The sequence below is a fragment of the Pseudomonas sp. GZD-209 genome (assembly GCF_049310485.1).
Classification (GTDB): domain Bacteria; phylum Pseudomonadota; class Gammaproteobacteria; order Pseudomonadales; family Pseudomonadaceae; genus Aquipseudomonas; species Aquipseudomonas sichuanensis.
The window spans coordinates 32,076-53,230 of sequence record NZ_JBMOWQ010000003.1; the positions used below are offsets into that span (position 1 = coordinate 32,076).

General features: G+C 62.1%; 30 protein-coding genes and 2 other RNA genes. 30 read left to right on the plus strand and 2 right to left on the minus strand.

Translation table 11 applies throughout. From position 1 onward, the window contains the following. The first annotated feature begins 105 nt into the window (after positions 1-105). A complete protein-coding gene (locus ACO6VM_RS00385; protein ID WP_422402529.1) occupies positions 106-1,125 on the plus strand; it encodes a LacI family DNA-binding transcriptional regulator in 1,020 nt (339 codons plus the stop codon). Positions 1,126-2,172: 1,047 nt separating this feature from the next. Here the strand turns inward: ACO6VM_RS00385 and ACO6VM_RS00390 are convergent. Both ACO6VM_RS00390 and ACO6VM_RS00395 read right to left on the minus strand, forming a co-directional pair. After that, on the minus strand, positions 2,173-2,397 hold the full coding sequence (locus tag ACO6VM_RS00390; RefSeq protein WP_422402530.1) for a hypothetical protein: 225 nt from the start codon (positions 2,395-2,397) through the stop codon (positions 2,173-2,175). Between the two features lie 13 nt (positions 2,398-2,410). Further along, positions 2,411-3,124, minus strand: a complete 714-nt coding sequence (locus ACO6VM_RS00395) for an XRE family transcriptional regulator (RefSeq protein ID WP_422402531.1) — start codon at positions 3,122-3,124, stop codon at positions 2,411-2,413. A gap of 157 nt (positions 3,125-3,281) precedes the next feature. On the opposite strand from ACO6VM_RS00395, the gene ACO6VM_RS00400 reads away from it, so the two are divergent. The 29 genes from ACO6VM_RS00400 to ACO6VM_RS00540 all read left to right on the plus strand — a co-directional run bounded on the left by ACO6VM_RS00400 (position 3,282) and on the right by ACO6VM_RS00540 (position 21,155). Next, the gene (locus ACO6VM_RS00400) at positions 3,282-3,620 is read left to right on the plus strand and encodes a helix-turn-helix domain-containing protein (protein ID WP_422402532.1); all 339 of its coding nucleotides are present in this window, start codon (positions 3,282-3,284) and stop codon (positions 3,618-3,620) included. A 2-nt stretch (positions 3,621-3,622) separates the two neighbouring features. After that, on the plus strand, positions 3,623-4,063 hold the full coding sequence (locus ACO6VM_RS00405) for a hypothetical protein (RefSeq protein ID WP_422402533.1): 441 nt from the start codon (positions 3,623-3,625) through the stop codon (positions 4,061-4,063). Continuing rightward, a complete protein-coding gene (locus tag ACO6VM_RS00410; protein ID WP_422402534.1) occupies positions 4,056-6,113 on the plus strand; it encodes a DNA-binding protein in 2,058 nt (685 codons plus the stop codon). Before ACO6VM_RS00405 ends, ACO6VM_RS00410 begins: the two co-directional genes overlap by 8 nt. Positions 6,114-6,131: 18 nt before the next feature. Beyond that, entirely contained in the window at positions 6,132-6,851 is a 720-nt protein-coding gene (locus ACO6VM_RS00415) for an AAA family ATPase (RefSeq protein ID WP_422402535.1), read from the plus strand. Further along, positions 6,851-7,588 (plus strand): hypothetical protein, encoded by a 738-nt coding sequence (locus tag ACO6VM_RS00420; RefSeq protein ID WP_422402536.1) that lies wholly within the window; start codon positions 6,851-6,853, stop codon positions 7,586-7,588. The genes ACO6VM_RS00415 and ACO6VM_RS00420 overlap by 1 nt, the downstream gene beginning before the upstream one ends. Then, positions 7,585-7,965, plus strand: a complete 381-nt coding sequence (locus tag ACO6VM_RS00425; protein WP_110995465.1) for a hypothetical protein — start codon at positions 7,585-7,587, stop codon at positions 7,963-7,965. Before ACO6VM_RS00420 ends, ACO6VM_RS00425 begins: the two co-directional genes overlap by 4 nt. Continuing rightward, on the plus strand, positions 7,952-8,245 hold the full coding sequence (locus ACO6VM_RS00430; protein ID WP_422402537.1) for a hypothetical protein: 294 nt from the start codon (positions 7,952-7,954) through the stop codon (positions 8,243-8,245). The genes ACO6VM_RS00425 and ACO6VM_RS00430 overlap by 14 nt, the downstream gene beginning before the upstream one ends. A 10-nt stretch (positions 8,246-8,255) precedes the next feature. After that, a complete protein-coding gene (locus ACO6VM_RS00435) occupies positions 8,256-8,894 on the plus strand; it encodes a DUF3164 family protein (RefSeq protein ID WP_422402538.1) in 639 nt (212 codons plus the stop codon). After that, a complete protein-coding gene (locus tag ACO6VM_RS00440; RefSeq protein WP_422402539.1) occupies positions 8,894-9,385 on the plus strand; it encodes a hypothetical protein in 492 nt (163 codons plus the stop codon). The genes ACO6VM_RS00435 and ACO6VM_RS00440 overlap by 1 nt, the downstream gene beginning before the upstream one ends. A gap of 1 nt (position 9,386) precedes the next feature. After that, entirely contained in the window at positions 9,387-9,833 is a 447-nt protein-coding gene (locus ACO6VM_RS00445; protein WP_422402540.1) for a hypothetical protein, read from the plus strand. A 12-nt stretch (positions 9,834-9,845) separates the two neighbouring features. Next, positions 9,846-10,085, plus strand: coding sequence for a hypothetical protein (locus tag ACO6VM_RS00450; RefSeq protein WP_422402541.1), 240 nt, complete (start codon positions 9,846-9,848; stop codon positions 10,083-10,085). After that, positions 10,084-10,155, plus strand: an RNA gene (locus ACO6VM_RS00455) — hammerhead ribozyme type II. The genes ACO6VM_RS00450 and ACO6VM_RS00455 overlap by 2 nt, the downstream gene beginning before the upstream one ends. 16 nt (positions 10,156-10,171) lie before the next feature. After that, entirely contained in the window at positions 10,172-10,951 is a 780-nt protein-coding gene (locus ACO6VM_RS00460) for a hypothetical protein (RefSeq protein WP_422402542.1), read from the plus strand. Between the two features lie 14 nt (positions 10,952-10,965). Beyond that, positions 10,966-11,037, plus strand: an RNA gene (locus tag ACO6VM_RS00465) — hammerhead ribozyme type II. Then, positions 11,037-11,315: a hypothetical protein gene (locus tag ACO6VM_RS00470; protein WP_422402543.1), complete on the plus strand. Its 279-nt coding sequence runs from the start codon at positions 11,037-11,039 to the stop codon at positions 11,313-11,315. Before ACO6VM_RS00465 ends, ACO6VM_RS00470 begins: the two co-directional genes overlap by 1 nt. Next, complete coding sequence (locus ACO6VM_RS00475) at positions 11,312-11,719, plus strand: gp16 family protein (protein WP_110995456.1); 408 nt, start codon at positions 11,312-11,314, stop codon at positions 11,717-11,719. Before ACO6VM_RS00470 ends, ACO6VM_RS00475 begins: the two co-directional genes overlap by 4 nt. Continuing rightward, positions 11,716-12,117 carry a Mor transcription activator family protein gene (locus ACO6VM_RS00480; protein WP_110995455.1) on the plus strand — a complete coding sequence of 134 codons (402 nt, stop codon included), beginning with the start codon at positions 11,716-11,718 and terminating at the stop codon, positions 12,115-12,117. Before ACO6VM_RS00475 ends, ACO6VM_RS00480 begins: the two co-directional genes overlap by 4 nt. Positions 12,118-12,291: 174 nt before the next feature. Further along, positions 12,292-12,636 (plus strand): putative holin, encoded by a 345-nt coding sequence (locus ACO6VM_RS00485; RefSeq protein WP_271673865.1) that lies wholly within the window; start codon positions 12,292-12,294, stop codon positions 12,634-12,636. A 2-nt stretch (positions 12,637-12,638) separates the two neighbouring features. Continuing rightward, positions 12,639-13,247, plus strand: coding sequence for a transglycosylase SLT domain-containing protein (locus ACO6VM_RS00490; protein ID WP_422402544.1), 609 nt, complete (start codon positions 12,639-12,641; stop codon positions 13,245-13,247). Then, on the plus strand, positions 13,238-13,597 hold the full coding sequence (locus ACO6VM_RS00495; RefSeq protein WP_422402545.1) for a hypothetical protein: 360 nt from the start codon (positions 13,238-13,240) through the stop codon (positions 13,595-13,597). Before ACO6VM_RS00490 ends, ACO6VM_RS00495 begins: the two co-directional genes overlap by 10 nt. Continuing rightward, positions 13,594-13,902: a hypothetical protein gene (locus tag ACO6VM_RS00500; RefSeq protein WP_422402546.1), complete on the plus strand. Its 309-nt coding sequence runs from the start codon at positions 13,594-13,596 to the stop codon at positions 13,900-13,902. Before ACO6VM_RS00495 ends, ACO6VM_RS00500 begins: the two co-directional genes overlap by 4 nt. After that, positions 13,878-14,213, plus strand: a complete 336-nt coding sequence (locus tag ACO6VM_RS00505; RefSeq protein ID WP_422402547.1) for a DUF2730 family protein — start codon at positions 13,878-13,880, stop codon at positions 14,211-14,213. Before ACO6VM_RS00500 ends, ACO6VM_RS00505 begins: the two co-directional genes overlap by 25 nt. After that, positions 14,213-14,515, plus strand: a complete 303-nt coding sequence (locus ACO6VM_RS00510; RefSeq protein ID WP_271673861.1) for an ArsR family transcriptional regulator — start codon at positions 14,213-14,215, stop codon at positions 14,513-14,515. The genes ACO6VM_RS00505 and ACO6VM_RS00510 overlap by 1 nt, the downstream gene beginning before the upstream one ends. Position 14,516: 1 nt before the next feature. Then, complete coding sequence (locus ACO6VM_RS00515; protein ID WP_422402548.1) at positions 14,517-15,074, plus strand: DUF3486 family protein; 558 nt, start codon at positions 14,517-14,519, stop codon at positions 15,072-15,074. Next, positions 15,071-16,579 (plus strand): terminase large subunit domain-containing protein, encoded by a 1,509-nt coding sequence (locus ACO6VM_RS00520; RefSeq protein ID WP_422402549.1) that lies wholly within the window; start codon positions 15,071-15,073, stop codon positions 16,577-16,579. Before ACO6VM_RS00515 ends, ACO6VM_RS00520 begins: the two co-directional genes overlap by 4 nt. Then, positions 16,573-18,159, plus strand: coding sequence for a DUF935 domain-containing protein (locus ACO6VM_RS00525; protein ID WP_422402550.1), 1,587 nt, complete (start codon positions 16,573-16,575; stop codon positions 18,157-18,159). The genes ACO6VM_RS00520 and ACO6VM_RS00525 overlap by 7 nt, the downstream gene beginning before the upstream one ends. A 13-nt stretch (positions 18,160-18,172) precedes the next feature. Continuing rightward, positions 18,173-19,387, plus strand: coding sequence for a phage minor head protein (locus tag ACO6VM_RS00530; protein WP_422402551.1), 1,215 nt, complete (start codon positions 18,173-18,175; stop codon positions 19,385-19,387). Then, the gene (locus ACO6VM_RS00535; RefSeq protein WP_422402552.1) at positions 19,384-19,836 is read left to right on the plus strand and encodes a phage virion morphogenesis protein; all 453 of its coding nucleotides are present in this window, start codon (positions 19,384-19,386) and stop codon (positions 19,834-19,836) included. Before ACO6VM_RS00530 ends, ACO6VM_RS00535 begins: the two co-directional genes overlap by 4 nt. A gap of 350 nt (positions 19,837-20,186) precedes the next feature. Then, positions 20,187-21,155: a phage protease gene (locus ACO6VM_RS00540; RefSeq protein ID WP_422402553.1), complete on the plus strand. Its 969-nt coding sequence runs from the start codon at positions 20,187-20,189 to the stop codon at positions 21,153-21,155.

Sequence of the window (21,155 nt, forward strand, 5' to 3'; positions counted from 1 at the left end):
ACGCTGCATGCATGGCTGCTACCAAGATTGCATTGCCTGCATCCAGAGACAGCGCTACCTTAGTGACCGTTCCCCATTCCTGCAAGTAGTAAAATTACAACATTCATGTCTCGCATCGGCTCGCGTACCACAGGTCGTCCCACTCTGGCGGAAGTCGCCAGGCTTTCCGGGGTATCCCCTATTACCGCTTCCCGCGCCCTGCGCGGGGTCAGCACTGTCGCCCCGGAATTGGTGGCCAAAGTCATGGCGGCAGCAGGCAGCCTGGGCTACGTTGCCAACCCGGCGGCGCGGGCCTTGGCCTCGGCGCGCAGCCAATCGGTGGTGGTGCTGATTCCGTCATTGTCGAACCAGCTGTTCATCGACACCCTCGAAGCCATTCACGAGGTGATGCGCCCGCGTGGCCTGGAAGTGCTGATCGGCAACTATCACTACGATATTGCCGAGGAAGAGAACCTGATTCGCAACTATCTGGCCTATCAACCTTGCGGCATGTTGCTCACCGGTTTTGAGCGCAGTGAGGGGTCGCGGCAGTTGCTCGCGGCCAGCCATGTGCCCTGCGTGCATATGATGGAGCTGGGTGGTGAAGCGGGGGCTCTGTCGGTTGGGTTCTCTCAGCACCAGGCCGGGCGTGCGGCGGCGCAGCATCTGATTGCGCGTGGGCGGCGGCGGCTGGGGTTCATCGCGGCGCAACTGGACCCGAGGGTGATGCAGCGTGCCGAGGGCTTCCGTCAGGCTCTGGCGGAGGCTGGTTTGCAGGCGCCGGAGCTGGAGATGCTCGACCCGCAGCCTTCATCGATTGGTTTGGGTGGTGAGTTGTTCAGCCGTTTGCTGGCGCAGGCGCCGGATGTGGATGGGATTTTCTTCTGCAACGACGACCTGGCGCAGGGGGCGGTGCTGCAGGCGCTGCGTGAGGGGGTTGCGGTGCCTGGGCGGGTGGCGATGATCGGGTTCAACGATTTGCCGGCTTCGGCGCACATGGTGCCGCCGTTGACGTCGATTCGTACGCCGCGGGCGGCGGTTGGGCGGGGGGCGGCGCAGGCGTTGTTGGCGATGCTTGATGGTAAGCGGGTGGTGGCTGAGCAGCAGGATCTGGGGTTTGAGTTGATGCAGCGGGAGAGTTCTTGATCGTTGATGTGGTTTGACTCGGGCTGAGAATTTTGGATGTTGGATGTTGGATGTTGGATGTTGAATGTTGAATGTTGAATGTTGAATGTTGAATGTTGAATGTTGAATTGTTTGTTTGGTGATTGATTTGTTTTTATAAGGTATGCGCATTCATTAGCTTTATCGACGCATAGTCACCTTTCCGCCCTTACGGCGGGTTACTTTGGTCTTGGCCAAAGTAACCAAAGCCGCTCGCTCCCATCATACGGCCCCTACGCTGCGCTTCGGGGTCCCTTCGCTCCGGCGTCCTCCGGGCCCGCGCGGCCTCCGACTTGCTGCGCAAGTCTACATCTCGCGCCTTCGGCTAACGCCGAAGGGTGCTGCGCACCAGGGCCCTCCAGACGCCTGCGCTCAGCCTCCTGAAGTCGCGAAGTTAGGGGCGGCGCCTGGGCTGGCGTTAGCTGTCGCTAGTTGGATTGGTTGGGAACTCAGGATTGCAATCGCTGGCAAGCCAGCTCCCACAGGTTAGTGCGAAATTTTTGACTTGCGCTGTACCTGTGGGAGCCGGCTTGCCGGCGATAGGGCCCGAATAAACAACACATATACAACAGCCAAATCTAGATAGCCGCATTACTACTCTTGATCTGCTCTTGATCTGCTCTTGATCTGTTTTTGATCTGTTTTTGCTCTTGCTTCTAAGCGCGCAATAGTCCAGGCAACACAAATTGCGACTTCAGGAGGCCGAGTGGAGGTGACTGGAGGGCCCTGGTGCGCAGCACCCTTCGGCGTAGCCGAAGGCGCGAGATGTAGACTTGCGCAGCAAGTCGTAGGCCGCGCGGGCCCGGAAGGCACCGGAGCGAGGGGACCCCGGAGCGCAGCGTAGGTGTGGGCAAGCGGTAGAGATGGCATATGTCAAAGGAGTGGTGGGTCTTTGTGGGATGACCTGGGTTAATCCGGGCAGACCAGGCGGGGCGCGGGGTTCGGAAGGGTTGTAGTGCCAGGGAGGGATAGAGTAGTGCCAAATCTCGTAAAACAGCCTGGCGGACGTTTTGGCGGGGGTATTTGGCACTAGGGTTTGAGGCGAGAAACCCGACCTTGCTTCACTTCATCAGCGAGCGTCTTGAGCTGGTCGGCGTCAGCGTGAATCTCGGCCAATAACTCCAGAAGCGGCAGACCTTGTCGACCTGGTAGCGCCTCAGCAATGTGGGCGAGCTTACCTGCCAGGGCTTCCTGGTGACAGGCCAGGTCGAGCAGTTCGCGGCGCAGCCGCTGTGTCGGTCGATTCTGGCCCATCCCCCATCACCTCTCAGGTCATCCAGCCGCCAGCCCATACCACGCGCCCAATGATTTGGAGTTCGTCCAGGCGATCTCTAGGCACGGTCATTTCCTTGTACGCCTTGTTGTGGCTGATGATCAGCACAGAGCCGTCGAACTGCCGCTGTAGGCGTTTCGCGTAGAGGTGGTCATCTAGCATCACCACATAGACACCCTCACCCTCAAGCGAGTTGCGGCTCAGGTCCACCATGACGGTGTCGCCGTCCTCAAGCAGTCCGGTCATCGAATCCCCATCGATCCTCAAACAAGCCAGATCTGATGGGTTAAACCCTTTCTTGCGCAGGCTGTAGCGCGTGAATGACAGGTTGACCAGTACGCGGCTGCGCTCGTTCCACGCGCCGTTACCAGCGCTGCAGCGGGCGTCGTACAGCGGAACGAAGGCATAGGCCTCATCTTCCGCCCCAACTGCAACAGCGGGGCCGGTCTTGCCCTGTAACAACCAGTCCAAACTGGCTCCTGTCGCGTTAGCTAGGGCTACCGCAACGGCTATGCTCGGGGCATTGGCGCCTTTGATGTACTTGTACAGCTGAGTTTCATGAATGCCTGACAGGTTAGCTAGCTCTCGCTTACCCCCTACACGCGCAGCAAGCTCCTCAATCCGAGTTCCGATTGCTACCGGGCTAAACGGAACCGATACCTCTCCTTGTTCCGTGAATTCCGATTGGGTGTAACCGCCTGATTTCATTGGGATTTGCTATCTCGCTAACTTTGGCTAGTGAAAAAACCAAACGGAACTAGCTGTTTAGCTTGATTCCGCATTCCTGGTTAGCTATGTTTATGTCCTAGGACACGTTAGACACCCCAAAAAAACCGCCTTGCCGGGCGGTCCAATGGACGTAGACATGAACATAGCTGACATCCCCACTGACCCAGATTGCCGCTGGGAGTGGATCAAGTTTCAACTCCGTATGAAAAGCACGTCGCTGGCCAAGATCGCCAGGGATCTCAACGTCACCGGTAGCGCTGTCAAGAACGCTAAGCGCTTGCCGTATCCAAGCGTCGAGCGTGCTATCGCAGCTGCGTTGGGCCTGGCGCCTGGCCAAATTTGGCCAGAGCGCTGGGAATCCAACGGCGCACCAGTTCGGTATCGGCCGAACCTTAGTGAGACTCGTCCAGCGAAAGTGCTAAAGGATAGCGCAGCTTATGACCTTGGACACTGTAAAAAAGTGCGGAGGGGCTGAACATGCGCACCCTCAAGGATGATCGTACCCTCGATCTCTTCGCGATCCCGCAGCCAGTCCTGGCTGTGCCTGGCCAGGGCAACTACTCGGTTCAGGTCAGCGAGCTGGTGGCGGAGATGCTCAAGTCCACCGATATCGACCGTTACGAAGTCGCTGCACGCATGTCTCGTCTGTCTGGCGACGATGTGAGCAAGGCCATGTTGGACGCCTGGTCGAGCCCGGCCCGCACGGACCACAACCTGCCTTTCTATAGAGTTGCCCTCCTCGAAGAGGTCTGCGCTACCCACATCCTCACCAACTGGCTGGTTGCTCAACGTGGCGGCCGAGTGGCTTACGGGCGTGACGCCCTGTTGGCTGAGCTGGGTCGTTTGGAACGCACACGTGAGGAGGCTGGGCGCCAAGCCCGCGACCTCAAGCGGATGCTCGGAGGTGATCATGCGTAACTGGTTCACAGCGCAAGAGCTTGCCGGGTTGCCAGGAATGCCAGGCTCTGAGCGCGGCGTGAAAAAAGCGGCGTTGCGTGAGGGCTGGGAAGGCCAGGGCCGTTTGGGTAGTAAAGCTGTCGAGTACCGCTTTGCCGTGTTACCCGAGGCAACTCAGGTCGCTTTGCTGATGCGCGAAGTTGCGCAACAAGAGCCAGCCCCGGCGCAACAGCTGCAACAGCCAGGCGCAGCCCAAGTTGTTAATTCACCTAAGCGTGACGCCTATACAGAGTCACGCTTGAATGATGATCAGCGTTCGGTGATGGCGGCACGCTTGGTGCTGATCCGCGAAATCGAGCGGATGAGCAAGGTCGTCTCCCAGCAACGGGCCATCGATACCTTGGTAGGCCTGGCGCGCACTGGCGGCCTGAGCCCCTACTTGGCCGAGCGGGCCGAGCGTGCGAATGACCGCAAGAACGCCGACCGCGCCCTGAGCGAGCGCACCCTCAAGCGCTGGCTGGCGGACTATCGCAAGCACGGGGAAATTGCCCTGGCGCCGGCCCGACGCAAGCCGAACATGAGTGTTCCGGTTTGGGCAGCCGACTTCCTCAAGCACTACCAGCGTCCCCAGAAGCCAACCGCCCAAGCGGCATATTTGGCATTCCAGCGCGAATACCCTGGGGCGCCGAGTCTGCATGCGGTGCAGCGCTTCCTGGCCAAGCTATCCCCGCAGGCACGTGAAATAGGCCGAATGGGGCCACGCGAGGCCAAGGCACTGCTGCCATATAACAAGCGCCTCACCGATCACATGTGGCCGAACGACGTGTGGGTCGCTGACGGGCACAAGTTCGACGCCGAGGTCATCAACCCCAACAGCGGCCAGATCTTCCGACCGGAAGTTACCAGCATCATCGACTGGGCAACCCGCCGCATCGTGGGCTTCGCCATCAACGTGGCGGAGTCCACCTTGGCCACGCTGGACGCGCTGCACAGCGGCATCAGCCGTGTCGGAATGTTCCGCGTCTTCTACGTGGACAACGGCAGTGGCTTCGCCAACGACACCATCCGCGAAGTGGTCGAGCGACTCGGGGGCGAGATGACTCACTCGCTGCCCTATAACTCGCAAGCACGGGGCGTCATTGAGCGTGCCCACCGAACCATCTTGGTGAGGCTGGCCAAGGACTTCGACAGCTACATCGGCGCTGACATGGATGGCGAGGCCGGCAACAAGGTGCACCGGATCTCGCGGGCAGACCTCAAGAAAGGCAGCCAGCCCCGCCACATCCCAACGCTGAACGAGTTCTACGAACGCCTGGCCATCGCCCTGGACGAGTACAACCATAAGCCACACCGTGGCCTGACCAAGATCCGCGACAGCGAGACTGGCCGGTTCCGCCATCCCTCCCCGATGGAGGCATGGCGCCAAGCCGAAGCGGAAGGCTTCGCGGCACTGAAACCATCGACTGAGCTGTCGATGTTGTTGGTACGCCCACAGGATGAGCGCTTTACCTACCGAGGCGTAGTGCGTACCAACGGTGCCAACTACTTCCTGCAGGATCTGGTGCCCCTGCACGGCGATAAGGTGCGGGTGGCGTGGGACTACCGCGACGCCAGCACGGTGGCGGTGTTCACCCTGGATGGCGACCTGATCGGACAAGCGATCCTGGATGGCAACGCATCTGATGCCATGCCTCGCATCGTGAAGGACCAGGACCGCCGGGTGAGCGGCCAGCTCGCCAAGCTCGTTCAGAAGGGCAAGACGCTCACCGGGAAGGACGTCGAGCTGCGTGTCATCGAGCGTCCAGCCGAAGACGACCGCTTCCAGCAGCACTTGCTGGAGGCCGAGAAGTTCGTCGCCCTGGCACATGAGCCGGAAGCCGACGCGTTCAAGGCGCCGGACAACGAGATGACTCGCTACGACCGGTGGCAACAGCTCGATAGCCGGCAGCGCCTGGGCGAAGCCCTGAGCGACGACGAGGCCCGCTGGCACGCCTCCTACCCCAATCACCCGGACTTCAAATCCATTCAGCGCATGTACGACCACTTCGAGGCCGAACAGGCCCGCGCTTGACCATCAGGGAGTAACACCGTGATCACGAAAATTGTTCCATTGACCAACGTCGGTCTGCTGTCGGCTGCAATCGGTCGCGCCCTGCAACGCCCTGTCGGCCTGCCTGGCTTGGTAGTGATGTATGGGCCAAGCGGCCTCGGCAAGTCGGTATCCGCTGCTTACGCCGCCAACCAGTACCGTGCGTATTACGTTGAGTGCCGTCACACCTGGACGAAGAAAGCCTTCCTGCAGGCGATCCTCCGCGAAATGTCCATCAAGCCGGAAAGTACCCTGTACCAGATGGTCGATCAGGTCGCCGAGCAACTGAGCCGTAGCGGTCGCCCGCTGATCGTCGACGACGTGCAGTACCTGCTGGCCAAGTCCGCAGCCGACGTGTTGACGGACCTCTACAACGCCAGCCAAGGCACCATTGTGCTGATTGGTGAGGAAGGCGTTTCGAACAGCCTGGGCAAGCTTGAGCGACTGCACAACCGAGTCCTGGAATGGGTGCCCGCACAGCCTGCATCGCTGGGCGATATCCAGCGCCTTGCAACAGCAACCTACCCAGGCGTGGCCTTTTCCGAAGACTTGCTCAATGACCTGAACAAGGCCGTAAAGGGCTGCCTGCGTCGCATCACCGTGAACCTGCACCGTGTTAACAGCGAAGCTGCAGCGGCCGGTAAGGATCACGTCGACCTGGCGGATTGGGGTAAGCGCGGCTGGTTCACTGGCCAGGCTCCTGATCGGAGGAGCGCGTAATGCCTTCCGGTAAGAGACCGACCCACCTGTCGATGACTGGCGGCAAGTCCCAGCGCCAACAGATCTGGGAAGCGCTGCGCAAGTTGATCAAGGCAGACGGCAAGGCTGATACCTACACCGTCGCTCGGCGCAGCAACCAGACAGACAACACTGTTCGCTGCTACCTGTATTCCCTTGAGCGGGCGGGCGTGCTGGCCAGGTCCAGCGAGCCAGGCACCTGGCTGCTCCTCAAGGACGAAGGCGTCGAAGCCCCACGGGTCAACAAAGACGGTCAACGACTTGCCCCCGATGGCTACGAGTGCATCTGGCGGGCGCTGCGCATCACGGGTGAGCTGAACGCCGAAGAAGCTGTCGCCATGGCTGCTGCAGGTGGAACGTCGATCACTGAGCAGAGTGCCCGCGTCTACCTGCAATACCTGGCCAACGCGGGTTATCTCGCTCGCACCGATGGCATCCCAGGTAAACCTGCGCGCTACACGCTCATTGCCTCGCGTAACACCGGCCCATTGCACCCGGTTTACCAGCGCATCGACACCGGCCAGTTGTTCGATCCGAACATTGATCGCGTGGTCTGGACCAAGGGCGAGCAACCGAACCTGGCTGAACTCAACGGCTACCGGATCGAGGCCGAGCGTATGCGTGCCTTGCTGCGTGAGTGGCTGGTGGACGAACGCTCGGGGGGAGCGTCCCGTGACTTGGTCGCCCGCACTGAGAAAGAGCTGGAGATCGAGGTATGACCCAGCCCGCCCGCCTTGACCTGAGCGCCTGGGGTGATCAGCCACCGCTGTTTGTCACGCTGCTGGCCCGCGAGGTCGAGCAGTCCAACCGCACCCGTGCCGGTGCTCGCATTGGCATGAGCCGCACCGCTGTCACCTTGGTCCTGCTCAACCGCTACCCAGCGACGACCACTGCGGGCGTAGAGCGTCGTGTGATCGAGGCACTGGGGCGCATCGACTGCGTGGCAGTCGGTGAGGTCGTCACCGTCGAGCAGTGCCAAAACTTCCGCGAAAAACCCGCCCCAACTCACAACCCCCACGCGATGCCGGGCTGGCGCGCATGCCAGCACTGCCCGCACAACCCTGCATGTGGAGAGCAACCCGATGGCCACCACTGACAGCCTGAAAGTCCTGACGCCTGAACTTGCCAAGAGCCTGGGCACGTTCAACGAAACCGCCCGCGAGCTGCAGCGGCTGGGGGTCAAGATCGCCGGCTTTTTCCCCAACGAAAACCGCCTGCAGGTCACTGCGGAGGGCGGCCAGAAGCTGCTGGCCGAGCGCCTGGTCAGCGGCTTCCACCGTGCAGCCTCCGCAGGCAGCACACATTTCACCGTGCAGTTCCAAGGGGTCACCCTCGACTGGCACGAGTCCATCACGTACCGCAACTACCAGATCTAAGGAACGCGCTATGCCACACACACAAACCATTCCAGAAGGCTACCGCCGAGACGCTCAAGGCCGACTGATCCACGAAACCATGATCAAGCCGATCGACCAGGAGCGCGACCGCCTGGTGTTGGAGTTGGTCAACTCGGCCCGAGCCCTCAACACCATGCTGGCCACCTTCAAGGCCAAGGTGTTCGGCGATGTTCGGGCCTTCGTCGAGATGAGCTTCGAAGAGTACGGCGCCAAGGTCGGCGGCAAGAAAGGCAACGTCACGCTGCTCAGCTTTGACGGCCGCTACAAGCTGCAAATTGCCGTGCAGGACAGCATCAGTTTCGACGAGCGCCTGCAGGCGGCCCGCTCCCTGATCGACGAGTGCCTGGCTGAGTGGACCGAGGGCGCCCGCCCCGAAGTGGTCACCTTGGTCAACGATGCATTCCGAACCGACACCAAGGGCGAGATCCGTACCGCCAGCGTTCTGGCCCTTCGCCGCCTGGAGATCGCCGACGTGCGCTGGCAGCGCGCCATGAAGGCGATCAGCGAAGCCGTCCAGGTCACCAGTTCGAAAGAGTACGTGCGCATCTATGAGCGCATCGCGGACAGCGAGCTGTACCGCCCGATCAGCCTGGACATCGCCGTTATCGCTGCCCTGGAGGTGAAGTGATGGGGCTGCTCACTGAGATGACCTGGCCGAAGACCACGCTGTTGGATCTGCTCAATGACGCGGAACTGATCGACGGCGAAATCTGCGATGTCGTGCACCTGGAGCTGAACTCCGGCCTCGACTACCTCATTGCCGTCATGACCGGCGACAAGGCCGTGCAGGCCGCTGAGCTGCTGGATCGCCTGCGTTCGCCGGAGCCGAAAACGGCCGAGGGCGACTCTGTTGCCTACACCAACGACGAAAGAATCGTCGCCATGGTTGAGATGCTGCAGCAGTGGCACGGCAGCCGCGTCGAGCAGCTGGAACTGATCGCCAGCGCCGAGCCTGGGGCGGAAATCCAGGCACGAGGACCAGATGGTCAGCCTCTCGTCCTCACCAAGGAAATGCGCACCGGTCTGCTGCTCGGTGTCGATGTGGCCCTGCAGATGTTCCGCAAGCTCCCGCTGACGCTGGAAAAGAACACCAATGATGAACTCGAAGAGGATGAATGACGTGGACTTCGATGAACGCAAAGAAATCAAGTTCGAGAACAACCCGACCCGGTCCGACGAGCGCGACGAGCTGCGACAAGTGCTGGCTGAGCAAACCGAGGCATTCCTCGCTGCAGGCGGCCAGGTTCAACAAGTCGGGCACCAGATGCGTGAGCCGTCCAGCAAGTTCACCGTGTCGCCAGCTAAGGCGACCCCGCTTGAACGCCTCCTAGGCAAGCCGACGACAACCCGTCCACAAACGATGCCAAAGCCCCTGACAGCTCAAGCCAAGCCACAGCGTCCCCAGCCTGCGCAGCTCCTGCCTACTGATCAGTTGGCTGCGCGGCTGATGGCGCAGGTGGCACTTGGCGCGTCGCCGTCAGCCGCGGCTAACGCGATCGGCATCACCGAGAAGCAAGCCAGGCAGATCGCCCGCGACTTCCGCATCAACTTCACCCGACAGCGCTAAGGAGACCAATCCATGTCTGAGTTCACCATCAAGGTCACTGACGAAAACGGCGTGATCGGTATCACGCTCAGTAGCCCGGAAGAGTCCAGGCCGCTTGCGCAATTGGTGTCCGATGAGCTGACCGCCGTCCTGCCGGCAATCGTCTCTCGCGCTGCTTTCAAGCTGTCGGGGAAAGCCAAGTGCAGTTGCCCAAAGTGCGAGCAACGACGTGCTGAGAAAGACATGCCTGCCGCAGACCGCGTTCTCAACTAAGCGAAACCGCCCCGGCCTGGCCGGGATGGTCTGCCGGACGTGGTGGTCCGGCACTGACGAGCAACCGAGCAAACATGGAGCATCAAATGAGCGATACAACCCTTCAAGCGCTGCTGGCCGAGCGCGTCACCGCATACGCCCAGTCCGACCGTCCGCGCGAACTGATCGACGAGGGCATCGAAAAGCTGTTCAAGGAGGTGGTTAAAGACACTTTCCGCTCCTATGGCGATTTCGGTGATGCGATCAAGGGGGCGATAAAGGCTGCGCTTCCGGCCAACGTTTCAGACATGTTCGAGCTGCAGCGCTACAACGCCCTGGTGGCCAATGCTCTGCGCGAGCGCTGGGAAGCGGCAGCCCTGCAAACCACCGTTCTGGAAAAAGCAGACAAGGCAATCGCCGAAGTTCTCGACAGTAGTGGCCTCCTGACTGGTGAGGTATCGCTCAAAGCGCTGCTTGATGAGTTCATCGGCGCGCACCAGGAGGAAGCTGCTGACGGACATTGGGGTCGCCCGGATATTCGATTCGAAGAGAGCGAGCACTCCTCCGATTTCCTCTACATCGCGTTCGACCCAGAGCCAGAAGATAGCCGCGACCGGTTCATGCTCGACAGCGATAAGCGCAGCAAGTACAGCCTGAAACACTCGCTGCACGTCCACATCAAAGGCTCTCGCGAAACTGGTGAGCATTTCCGCCCAACAGAGCAGTTCGGCGAAGTAATCAGCGCGAAGCTGGATGACAAGAAGGTCGCGATCAACATGCGCATCCGCACGAAGTGGGAGCGCATGTTGGCATCCCTGTACTTCGGCAACGCCATCCTGGTGATCGACTGCGAGCCAGACGACTTTTCCTATGGCTACGACGACTGACGTTCCCCTCAACTGAGCGAAACCACCCCGGTCTGGCCGGGATGGTCTGCCGGGCGTGGTGGCCCGGTACTGATGAGCAGCCGATATGCCAAAGAAAGTACGAACAGATCGAATTCGAAAGCAGGACGCAGCCCGGCAACAGGCCCGCCGCGACCGTGAAGCCGCCGGCCGTCAACGGATCGGGGCGCAAAAAACGAAGTTCACCAGCTCGCAGAGCACGCGGGATGACATCGCCGTGATGCAGCAGGTGGGCGGATTTGAGCAGGACGAGGCCATCAGCCTGGCCCTGCGCTGGATGGCCGGGCTAGCCCGGCGCGATGCACCTGCATTCCTTGCAGCCATGGACCCGAGGAACCCAACATGAGCCGACTGATGGCCAAGATTCATATTGCCAAGGCCCAGTTGGGCATGGACGACGACACCTATCGAGCGTTGCTGGCCCGCGTGGCTGGCGTACGCTCCGCGAAAGACCTTGGCCCTCGCCAGATCGGCGCGGTGCTGCGTGAGTTCGAGCGCCTGGGCTTCCAGCCCAAGCCAGCAGCCAAGGCCAAGAGCCGTCCTGCGCCGAACCCTAGCGACGAGCGCAAAGCCCTGATCGGCAAGATCGAGGCGCAACTCACCGAAGCCGCTCGACCGTGGTCCTATGCCGACGCCATGGCAGCCCGCATGTTCCAGGTCGAGCGCGTCGAGTGGTGCGACCCCGAGCAATTGCGCCGCCTTGTTGCTGCGCTGGCCTATGACGCCCGGCGCCATGGGAGGACTGTATGAGTGAGCAGGACATGTTTGGTGACGAAGTGCCGGATGATGCACTGGATTACCTGCAAGATCCCGAGATCAAATCCAAATGGCCCAAGCTCCTGGTCGAGTTGATCGACGTAATCGAGGTGGCCAGCATCAACAAGGGCTATGAGCCGGCCTTTGCAAAAGAGCACGCTATCGTTGTCACTCGCGCTCTGGCTCGCTATGCCGGAGGCCGTCCCTTGTATCTACCAGGAGACAAGAGGCTGGAGCGTGCGCTACGGGACAGGGATATTTGGGCTGAGTTCTCGGGCGATAACGCCGACGAGTTGATGGCGAAGTACAAACTATCGGCCAGGCAGGTATACACAATCCTTGCCGAACAGCGTGCATTACATAGAAGGCGTGTGCAGCCCTCACTGTTTTAGACAGGCTGGACTTTACAGAACGTGTATCTACCGCGTTCAATTATCAGGTTCTCTACGGCCCGCCTTATGGCGGGCTTTTTTGTAAGGGGGACCGCATTCTCCCGCTTTAGCCCTTAATACTTATTGTCAGTGCTCCTTTCTCGATTGCCTCTCGCATTCACTTGGAGCCTGTACATGACTATCAAACGCCACTCCTTCCTGGACAAACTTCGCTGCTGGCCCTGGTTGCTTGCAGCCTGTCTTTCTACCGTCGTCGTCTACAACGTTGCCCCTCAACAAGTCGGCCTGCTGGCCTGGGCGCTGAGCAAGTTGTCGTTCGCTGCCTATCTGGGCTACTGGATCGATCGCGGCGTCTACAGCTACGCCCGCCCACGTGACCTGTACACGGCCGGCGAAATCGCCCGCGACCAGGGCGACATGCCGAAAGCCAAGTACCTTGCGCGCCTGGCATTCGCTGCCGCCCTTCGCCGCGCAATCATCATGGCGTCCGCCATCATGGCCATCGGCCTGGGGATCTGATCGTGCGCGCCGCTCTGATTCTGTTGGTCAGCCTGCTGGCGTGCCCGCTGGCCTGGGGCGATGTGCCCCAGGAGGCGGCGCGTTACAAGCGCGAATTGACCCGCATTGTTGGCCAAGAATGGGGCCTCGGAGGCCCCGTAGCGCTGCACGCTGCGCAGATCCACCAGGAAAGCGGCTGGCGTGCCGGCGTCAGCAGCCCGGCCGGGGCACAGGGCCTGGCTCAGTTCATGCCGGATACCGCGAGCTGGATGGCTCAGGCTTACCCTGATCTGGGCCAGGCCGCGCCTTATTCACCAGGCTGGGCCATGCGCGCCATGGCCCGCTACAACCGATGGAACTGGCAGCGCCTGGCCAACACGGCCGACGGCTGTAACCGTTGGTCCATGGCCTTGTCGGCCTACAACGGCGGGCTGGGCTGGGTGCAGCGTGACCAGCGCCTGGCCAAGGCAGCCGGCGCTGATCCCCGCACCTGGTGGGGCAGCGTCGAACGCTACACCAACCGTGCCGACTGGGCGCGGCGCGAGAACCGCCAGTACGTCAGCCGGATCATGTACACGCATACCCCGCTGTATATCGAGGCAGGCTGGCCGGGAGGCTCGCCATGTCCGTGATCGAGAAGATCCAGACCGTTTGTATTTTTGCGCTGCTGGTCGTCGTGGCCTTCCTCTCCCAGGATGCGACCAATGCCAAAAAAGACGCAAAAGACCAAGAGCGCCTGGCCGCCCTCTACAAGGGCGAACGCGACGGCTGGATCAACACCGCCGAGCAGCGCGCCCTGGACTTGCAGCTTGCAACCATCCGCCGAGCCCAGGCCGAGAAGTCGGTAATCGACCTGCAGGAGCGCCTGGGCGACCTGGGCAAGAAGCATGAGCCAGCCCGCCAGGCTGTGCGGGCGTCGCCCCCTGCAGACGATGGCCCTGTCGCCCCCGTGCTGCGTAACGCCCTGGAGTTGCTGCCATGACGCGCCTGCTCCCCCTTGTCCTGGTGCTGTTGGCCGGCTGCGCTCACCAGCCTGAGAGCCGGCCAACCCCTACGCCTGTCGAGACACCTGCTGACTGCGCGGTGCCTGCAGGCCTGACGGGCATTGATTCATCACCTACCAAGCCCACCGGCAACTACGGCCAAAAGGCCGTCGCCGATTACCTGGTTGAACTCCATGCCTGGGGCGCGGCGGGCTGGGCTCGGGTCGAACAAATCGCAATAGACAGCCGCGACTGCCAGCGGCTCAACAAGGAAAAGACATGGAAATCAACTGGAGCGCAGTAAAGGTGATCTGGGATGTGGGCCAGGCACTGGTGGTCGTCGCGTTCTCGGCCTACGTCTGGTGGTCGAGCCGTAACCGGGCCAGCGAAAGCACCATCCATGACATCAACCGCCGCCTTGACGGCGTCGACGGGAAGATCGCCCAGATGGAACAGACCATTGCGCGGCAGCCTGGCCACAAAGACCTTGAAGAACTGCGCGACGAGATGGCCGAGACCAACCGGCTCTTGGCCGAGATCAACGCCACACAGCGCGCCACCTCAAATCTGGTGAACCGGCTGCACGACTACCTACTGACGGAACGGAGCAAGTAATGAGCAACTACCAGGACTACGAAACCGAAGGCCGCCGCCTGTCCATCCTGCGCATCCTGATGCGCCGGACCCAATTCACCACCAACGAATACTCGCTGAACGACGAACTCGTCGGCTCTTACGCGCACCGCGTGCCCCGCGATCGGCTGCACACCGACCTGGCCTGGTTGGAGGAGCAAAGCCTGGTGATCGTCCAGACCCCGCGTGCGGGCCGAATCATCACCCTGACTTCGCGTGGCCACGACGTGGCCACCGGCCTGGCCCGCGTGCCGGGCGTCGCCGCACCGCTGCCGGAGGCCTGACATGCCACCTCGCAACAGCGTGTACGACCTGCCGACCGAGGTTCGCGAGGAGCTGAATGCGCGCCTGGTCGGCAATGGGTTCCAGGGCTACGCCGGGCTGGCCAAGTGGTTGGAGGAACGCGGCTTCAAGGTGTCCAGGTCGTCGGTCCATCGCTACGGCCAAGACCTGCAGCAGGACTTCGAGGAAGCCATGGGCGACGTGCGCAAGACGCAAGAGCTGGCCCGCGCCATGGTTTCCGAGCAGGAAGACGAGTCTGGAGCGCTGATCGACGCCACGGCGCGGATCGTCCAGGACCAACTGCTGCGTATCTCGATCGCCATGCGCAAGGCCGAGCACGAACCCGAGAAGGCTGCCAAGCACCTGGCCAGCGTGACCAAAGCGTTGTCCCAGGTCGGCCGCCTCAGCCTGACCCAGAAGAAATGGGCCTCGGAGGTCGAGGCTCGTCGAGCTGCCGTGCAGGAAGCGGCCACTGTCGCAGAAGGCGCCATGGCCAGCCAGGGCATGAGTAAGGAGGCGATCGACGCCATCAAGCGCGACATTCTGGGGATCGCAGGATGACAGCAGAACTCCCGGAGTCCGTCCTGTTGCCGTACCAGAAAGCCTGGATACAGGACGACTCAGACCTCAAGATCGCCGAGAAAAGCCGGCGAACCGGTATCACCTGGGGCGAGGCGGCCGACGCCGTCCTCTGCGCCAGTGCGGCCAAGTCGGCCGGGGGCACGAACCACTTCTATGTGGGCTCAAACAAAGAGATGGCCATCGAGTTCATCGACGCTTGTGCGATGTGGGCGAAAGCCTTTGACCGCGCCGCCTCGACGATCCAGGAAGAAGTCCTGAAGGACGAAGACAAGGACATCCTGACCTTCAACATCCATTTCGCCAGCGGCTTCAAAATCCAGGCTCTTAGCTCTCGGCCGTCGAACCTGCGGGGGCGTCAGGGCAATGTCACCATCGACGAAGCCGCCTTCCACGAAGAGCTGGCCGAGGTGCTGAAAGCCGCGCTGGCATTGACGATGTGGGGCGCCAAGGTACGGCTGATCTCGACCCACAACGGTGCTGAGAACCTGTTCAACGAGCTGATCCAGGACAGCCGGGCCGGCAAGAAACGCTACAGCATCCACCGCATCACCCTGGATGACGCTTGTGAGCAAGGCCTCTACAAGCGCATTTGCCAGGTCAAAGGGCGCGAGTGGTCGCAAGAGGCCGAAGACCAATGGAAGGCGAACCTGCTGGCCGATACCGCGACCCGCGAGGACGCCGAGGAAGAGTATTACTGCGTGCCAAAGTCGGGTGGTGGTGCCTACTTGTCGCGGGCGCTGATCGAGGCGCGCATGACCGAGGCACCCGTTATTCGGTTCGAGGGCAGCGCCGAGTTCAACGCGATGCCCGAGTATCTGCGGGCAGCCGAGATTGGCGACTGGTGCGAGCTGATGCTCAAGCCGCACCTGGAAGCGCTCGATCCAACCGATCAACACGCCTTCGGCGAGGACTTTGGCCGTAGTGGTGACTTGACTGTCATCGCGCCGATCGCGATCACGCCACTGCTGCGGCGGGTCGTGCCGTTCCTGGTCGAACTGCGCAACGTTCCATTCAAGCAGCAGGAGCAGGTGCTGTTCTACATCGTCGATCGATTGCCACGCCTGCAGGGTGGCGCGCTGGATGCTCGCGGCAATGGCCAGTACCTGGCCGAGCAGGCCGTCGAGCGTTACGGCGCATCGATCGTTCAGGCGGTGATGATCTCGCAAGCCTGGTATCTGGACGCCATGCCCAAGTTCAAGGCAGCCCTTGAGGATGACGGCTTGAGTATCCCCCGTGATCGGGAAGTCGGCGACGATCTGCGAGCCATTGAAGTGGTCAAGGGCATCCCCCGGTTGCCCGAAGGCAAGACCGGCAGTGCCAAAAACCGCCACGGCGACGCGGCGATCGCCCTGGTGATGGCCTATTACGCCTCGATGCTAGAGGCAAGCCCCATTGAATTCACAGCCGTTCCCAAGGCGGGCACGGGCGCAGACACGGATGACCATGACGACATGGTCGGCGGTTTTGGAGGCGGCGCATGGTAGTCCCCAGCTTTATCAAACGTATCTTCGGTGGCGGCACTGCCGCACTCAGCGAGTCGCAAACCGACGATCAGGCCCGCGTAGGCCAAATCAAGCACGAGTTCGCCAATCACCCGAGCAAAGGTCTGACGCCTTCGCGCCTGTACCAGATCCTGGAAAGCGCCGAACAGGGCGACCTGCTGGCTCAGTCCGACCTGTTCGAGGACATGGAAGAGAAAGACCCGCAGATCGGCGCCGACATGCTCAAGCGCCGCCAACTGGCGGCCGAGCTGGAATGGCAGATCATTCCGCCCGAAAACCCGTCAGCCCAGGAAAAACGTGCCGCCGACCAGGCCAACGAGCTGTTCTCGGCCATGGAGGTGGAAGACCTGGTGCTCGATCTCGGCTCTGGCCTGGGTCACGGTTACGCCAACCTGGAGCTGTCCTGGCAACTGGACGGCAGCATGCGTTACATCGAGCAGCCGACCCTGCGCCCCCACCGCTGGTTCCGCCTGCACCCGGACGACCAGAACGTGCTGACCCTGCGGGACATGAGCGCGACTGGGGCCGAACTGTGGCCGCTGGGTTGGGTCGCGCACCGGCACCGTGCTCGACCAGGTTACGTTGCCCGCTCAGGCCTGCACCGCATGCTGGCCTGGCCGTACCTGTTCCAGAACTACGCCCTGGGCGACCTGGCCCAGCTGCTGGAGATCTACGGGATGCCGGCGCGACTCGGCAAATACCCGAAGAACGCCACCGACAAAGAGAAGGCCACACTGCTGCGGGCCGTGGTGAGCATGGGTAAAGATGCGGCCGGCATCATCCCGGAAGGCATGTCGATCGACTTCCTCGACGCGGCGCAGGGTCGTAGCGACGTGTACCTGGCCATGATGAACTGGTGCGAGCGCTCCAAGTCGCGGGTAATCCTGGGCGGTACGCTGACCAGTGGCACTGGCGACGGCACCAACACCAACGCCCTGGGCAACGTCCATGAACGTGGCCAGAGCAGCCTGATCCGATCGGACGTGCGTCAATACTGCAGCAGTATCCGCCGATCGATCCTCTGGCCACTGGCGGCGCTGAACTTCGGCATTGAGGACGCGAACCGTGTCCCGCGTTTCCGCCTGGACATGGGCGAGACCGAAGACTTCCAGGCCCTGGCCAGCTCATTGCCGACCTTCGTCGACATGGGGGCCAGGGTGCCGGTGTGGTGGCTGCATGAGAAGACCGGCATTCCCGAGGCCTCGGAAGAGGACCAGGTGCTGCAGCCTCGGCCGCAGCAGCCAATGACCGCCATGCTGCGTCAGCAGCCCGGCCAGCCACTGGCGATCCTGAGCCAGGCGCAGCGCCCAGCTACCCCGGCCGACGCCATCGCGGCTCGTATTGCACGTGAGGGCGATCCCCAGGTCGCGGCCTGGCTGGAGAGGATCGAAGCCATGCTGCAGGCGGCGGGTAGCTTGGAGGAGTTTCGCGAGATGCTGTATGCCGCCCAGGCCGACCTGGACGAAAGCCAGCTCGCCGCGTTGATTGGCACCGGGCTGTCCGTGGCCGACCTGGCTGGGCGTGTCGACCTTGAAGACGCTTCGGAGAGCGCCAATGGCTAACGGGCAGCCGGTCATGCGTGCCGTCCTGGGCAAGCCATTTGCCGAGCAGGCGGCGTTCTTTCGCAACAAGCTGGGCAACCTGGTGCCTACTGAGCGCTGGGATGACATCCAGCGGGATGCCCATGACGCGGGCTTTATGGTTGCGGGCGCCGCCAAAGCCGACCTGCTGACCGACCTGGCCGTGGCGGTCGACCGGGCGATCACCGAGGGCCGAGGCCTGGGCGAGTTCCGCAAGGACTTTCGGTCGATCGTCGAGCGCAACGGCTGGCACGGCTGGACCGGTGAATCGACGGCGGCCGGCCAGCGCTGGCGCACCAGGACGATCTACCAGACCAACGCCATGACCAGCTATTCGGCCGGCCGACTGGCGCAGTTGCAGGAGGGCGGTTTCGACCTCTGGGTCTACAAACACAACGATTCGGTACGCTATCCCCGGCCGGAGCACCAGAAGCTCCACGGACTAACGCTGCCTGCCAACCACCCGCTGTGGAAGCGCTACTACCCGCCGAATGGCTGGGGTTGCCAGTGCTATGTCGTGGGGGCGCGTTCTGCAGCTGGTGCACGTCGACTGGGTGGCGACCCTGACAAGGCGTTGCCCGAAGGCTGGGATGCGGACAAGGCGCCGGGGATCGATGACGGCTGGGACTACCAGCCTGGCGCCCGTGTAGCGCAGACCGTGAACCTGATGGCGGAAAAGGCGCAAGCCTGGCCCGCCGAGATCGCCAAGGCGTACATGGGCGGCGTGCCAGATCATTTGCGCGACAGTATGGCCATCAGCTACCGGGCGCTGCCCAGTGTTGCAGATGACGCCAGGCGCTATGCCCAGCGGGTTCTCAAGGGCGAGAGCGCAGCGAGGCTGCCGGCGTCGCGCACCCTTGGCCCCCTGACCATGGCCGACATAGACCAGGTGAGCAAGTTGGCCGACCTCAAGGCTGCCGGGTTCGACTTCGCTCTGGATGCCGCTGCTGTCAGGGCATCCCTGGTGGAGTTGAGTGCCAAACGTAGTGCAACAAGTCGTCCGGTCCAGGTCGAGGACTTCGCACTCCTGCCCAGACTGCTGAGTGCCGGCGGGCCGTTGAAAGACGCCGGGCGCTCCCCGACCGGTAATCCACTGCTGCAGCGCGAGCTGGAATTAGGCGGCGTCACCTTCATCGCGACATTTGAGGCCAAGCGAGCTACGCGTAGCCTCGTTCTGCAGTCGCTGCACATTCGAGAGGGCAAGCGATGATCGAATCCAAGATCGACAACAAGCGCGTTCTGGCCGCCATGAACGGGCTACTGAATCAAAGCGGCAACCTGCGTCCGGCCCTGCAGGACATGGGGGAGTATTTCGTCGAGTCCACTAAGCGCCGCTTTGCGACCAGGACGGCCCCGGACGGCACTCGGTGGAAGGACAACGCCGATACCACGGTCGAGCGCAAAGGCCATGACCAGCCCCTTATCGGTGAAAGCCGCCGCCTGTCCAACGAGATCCACCCCGTCGTCGGCAACAAGTCGGTGAGCTGGGGCAGCAGCTTGGTCTATGCCGGCATGCAGCAAAACGGTGGATTGAAGTCAGCCTATCCGCACCTGTGGGGCGATATTCCGGCCCGTCCATACCTGGGCATATCCGACGAAGACGAGCGCGTCGCCCTGGAGATCCTGCAGGAGCATCTGGCAGCCCCGCTGGGTGGCTGAAAATAAGCCCGTATGACGTTGATCTGCCATGCGGGCTATACGTGAGGGCGGGTTTTGATGGATAGGCCCGTTAGAGGTGCGTTAGAGGCGCTTCGACGGGCGGTGGGGATGGAAGGCTACGGCCGTCATCCGCTTTTCATGTACGATTCCGCATTCACTTCTTATGATGTTCCGTCCCCGCCAGCCCCTCAGCTGGGTTAGGGGAGCCGCACTCTGACACTCTTTTCAACGTGCCCGACCATGGGCACATGAAAACGACTACCCCACACCCTCTCGCAATCTGCAGCTCGGCCCGCAACGTGGCCGTAGCCGCTTGCACCTTGGCCCTGCAGGTCACCAGCGAAGGTGGCTTGACCCGACTCATCCCTGCCGGGAAGTTCGACGCGCCCCGTGGCGCCATGTCGGGCAGCGGCCCCTGGTTCCTGAACGAGTCCCTGGCCAAGCCGATCATTGAGCGTGCTGCGCTGCGTAGCACCGACATCGTCATCGACTACGAGCACCAGACCCTGGGTGGCGGCCAGGCCCCGGCCTCGGGCTGGATCGATCGCACCTCCCTGGAGTGGCGCGACGACGGCATCTATGGCCGCGTCAAGTGGAACCGTGCCGCCGCCAAAGCCATCGCCGAAGACGAATACCGCTACCTATCCCCCGTTTTCCCCTACGACGCCGAGTCGGGCGACGTCCTCGATCTGCTGCACGTCGCCCTGACCAACAACCCGGCGATCGACACTGATATCGCCCTTGCTGCTGCCCGCATGGGTAGTGGCGCATATCCCACTACCCAAGAGGACAACACTGTGGACCGCGAAGAACTGATCAAGCTGCTCAAGCTGGCCGATGACGCCACCGACGAGCAGATCGCCGAGGCCATCAAGAAGCTGCAGGACGAGCTGGCGGCCAAGGACGAGCAGATCGCCGCCAAAACCCAGGAAGTGGCTGCCGCCAAGGCGGGCTCTGCTCCTGACCTGAGCCAGTACGTGCCGCGTGCCGTGTACAACGAAGCCCAGACCCAACTGGCAGCGTTGAGCGCCAACGGCAGCGCCGCCGAGTTGGACAAGCTGCTCGAAGAAGGCCTCAAGGATGGCCGCATCCCCGGCAAAGCCACCGCCGACTGGCTCAAAACCCAGGGTTTGGCGGCCTGCAAAGCACACCTGGAAGGCGCCACCAGCATCGCCGCGCTGACCACCCGCCAAACCCAGACCCGTATGCCCGATGACAAGGGCGACAAGAACAAGCTCACCGATGCCGAACTGGCGGTCTGCCGCTCGATGGGGCTTTCCCCCGAGGCGTACCGCAAAGCCAACCCCGTGGAGGCCTAA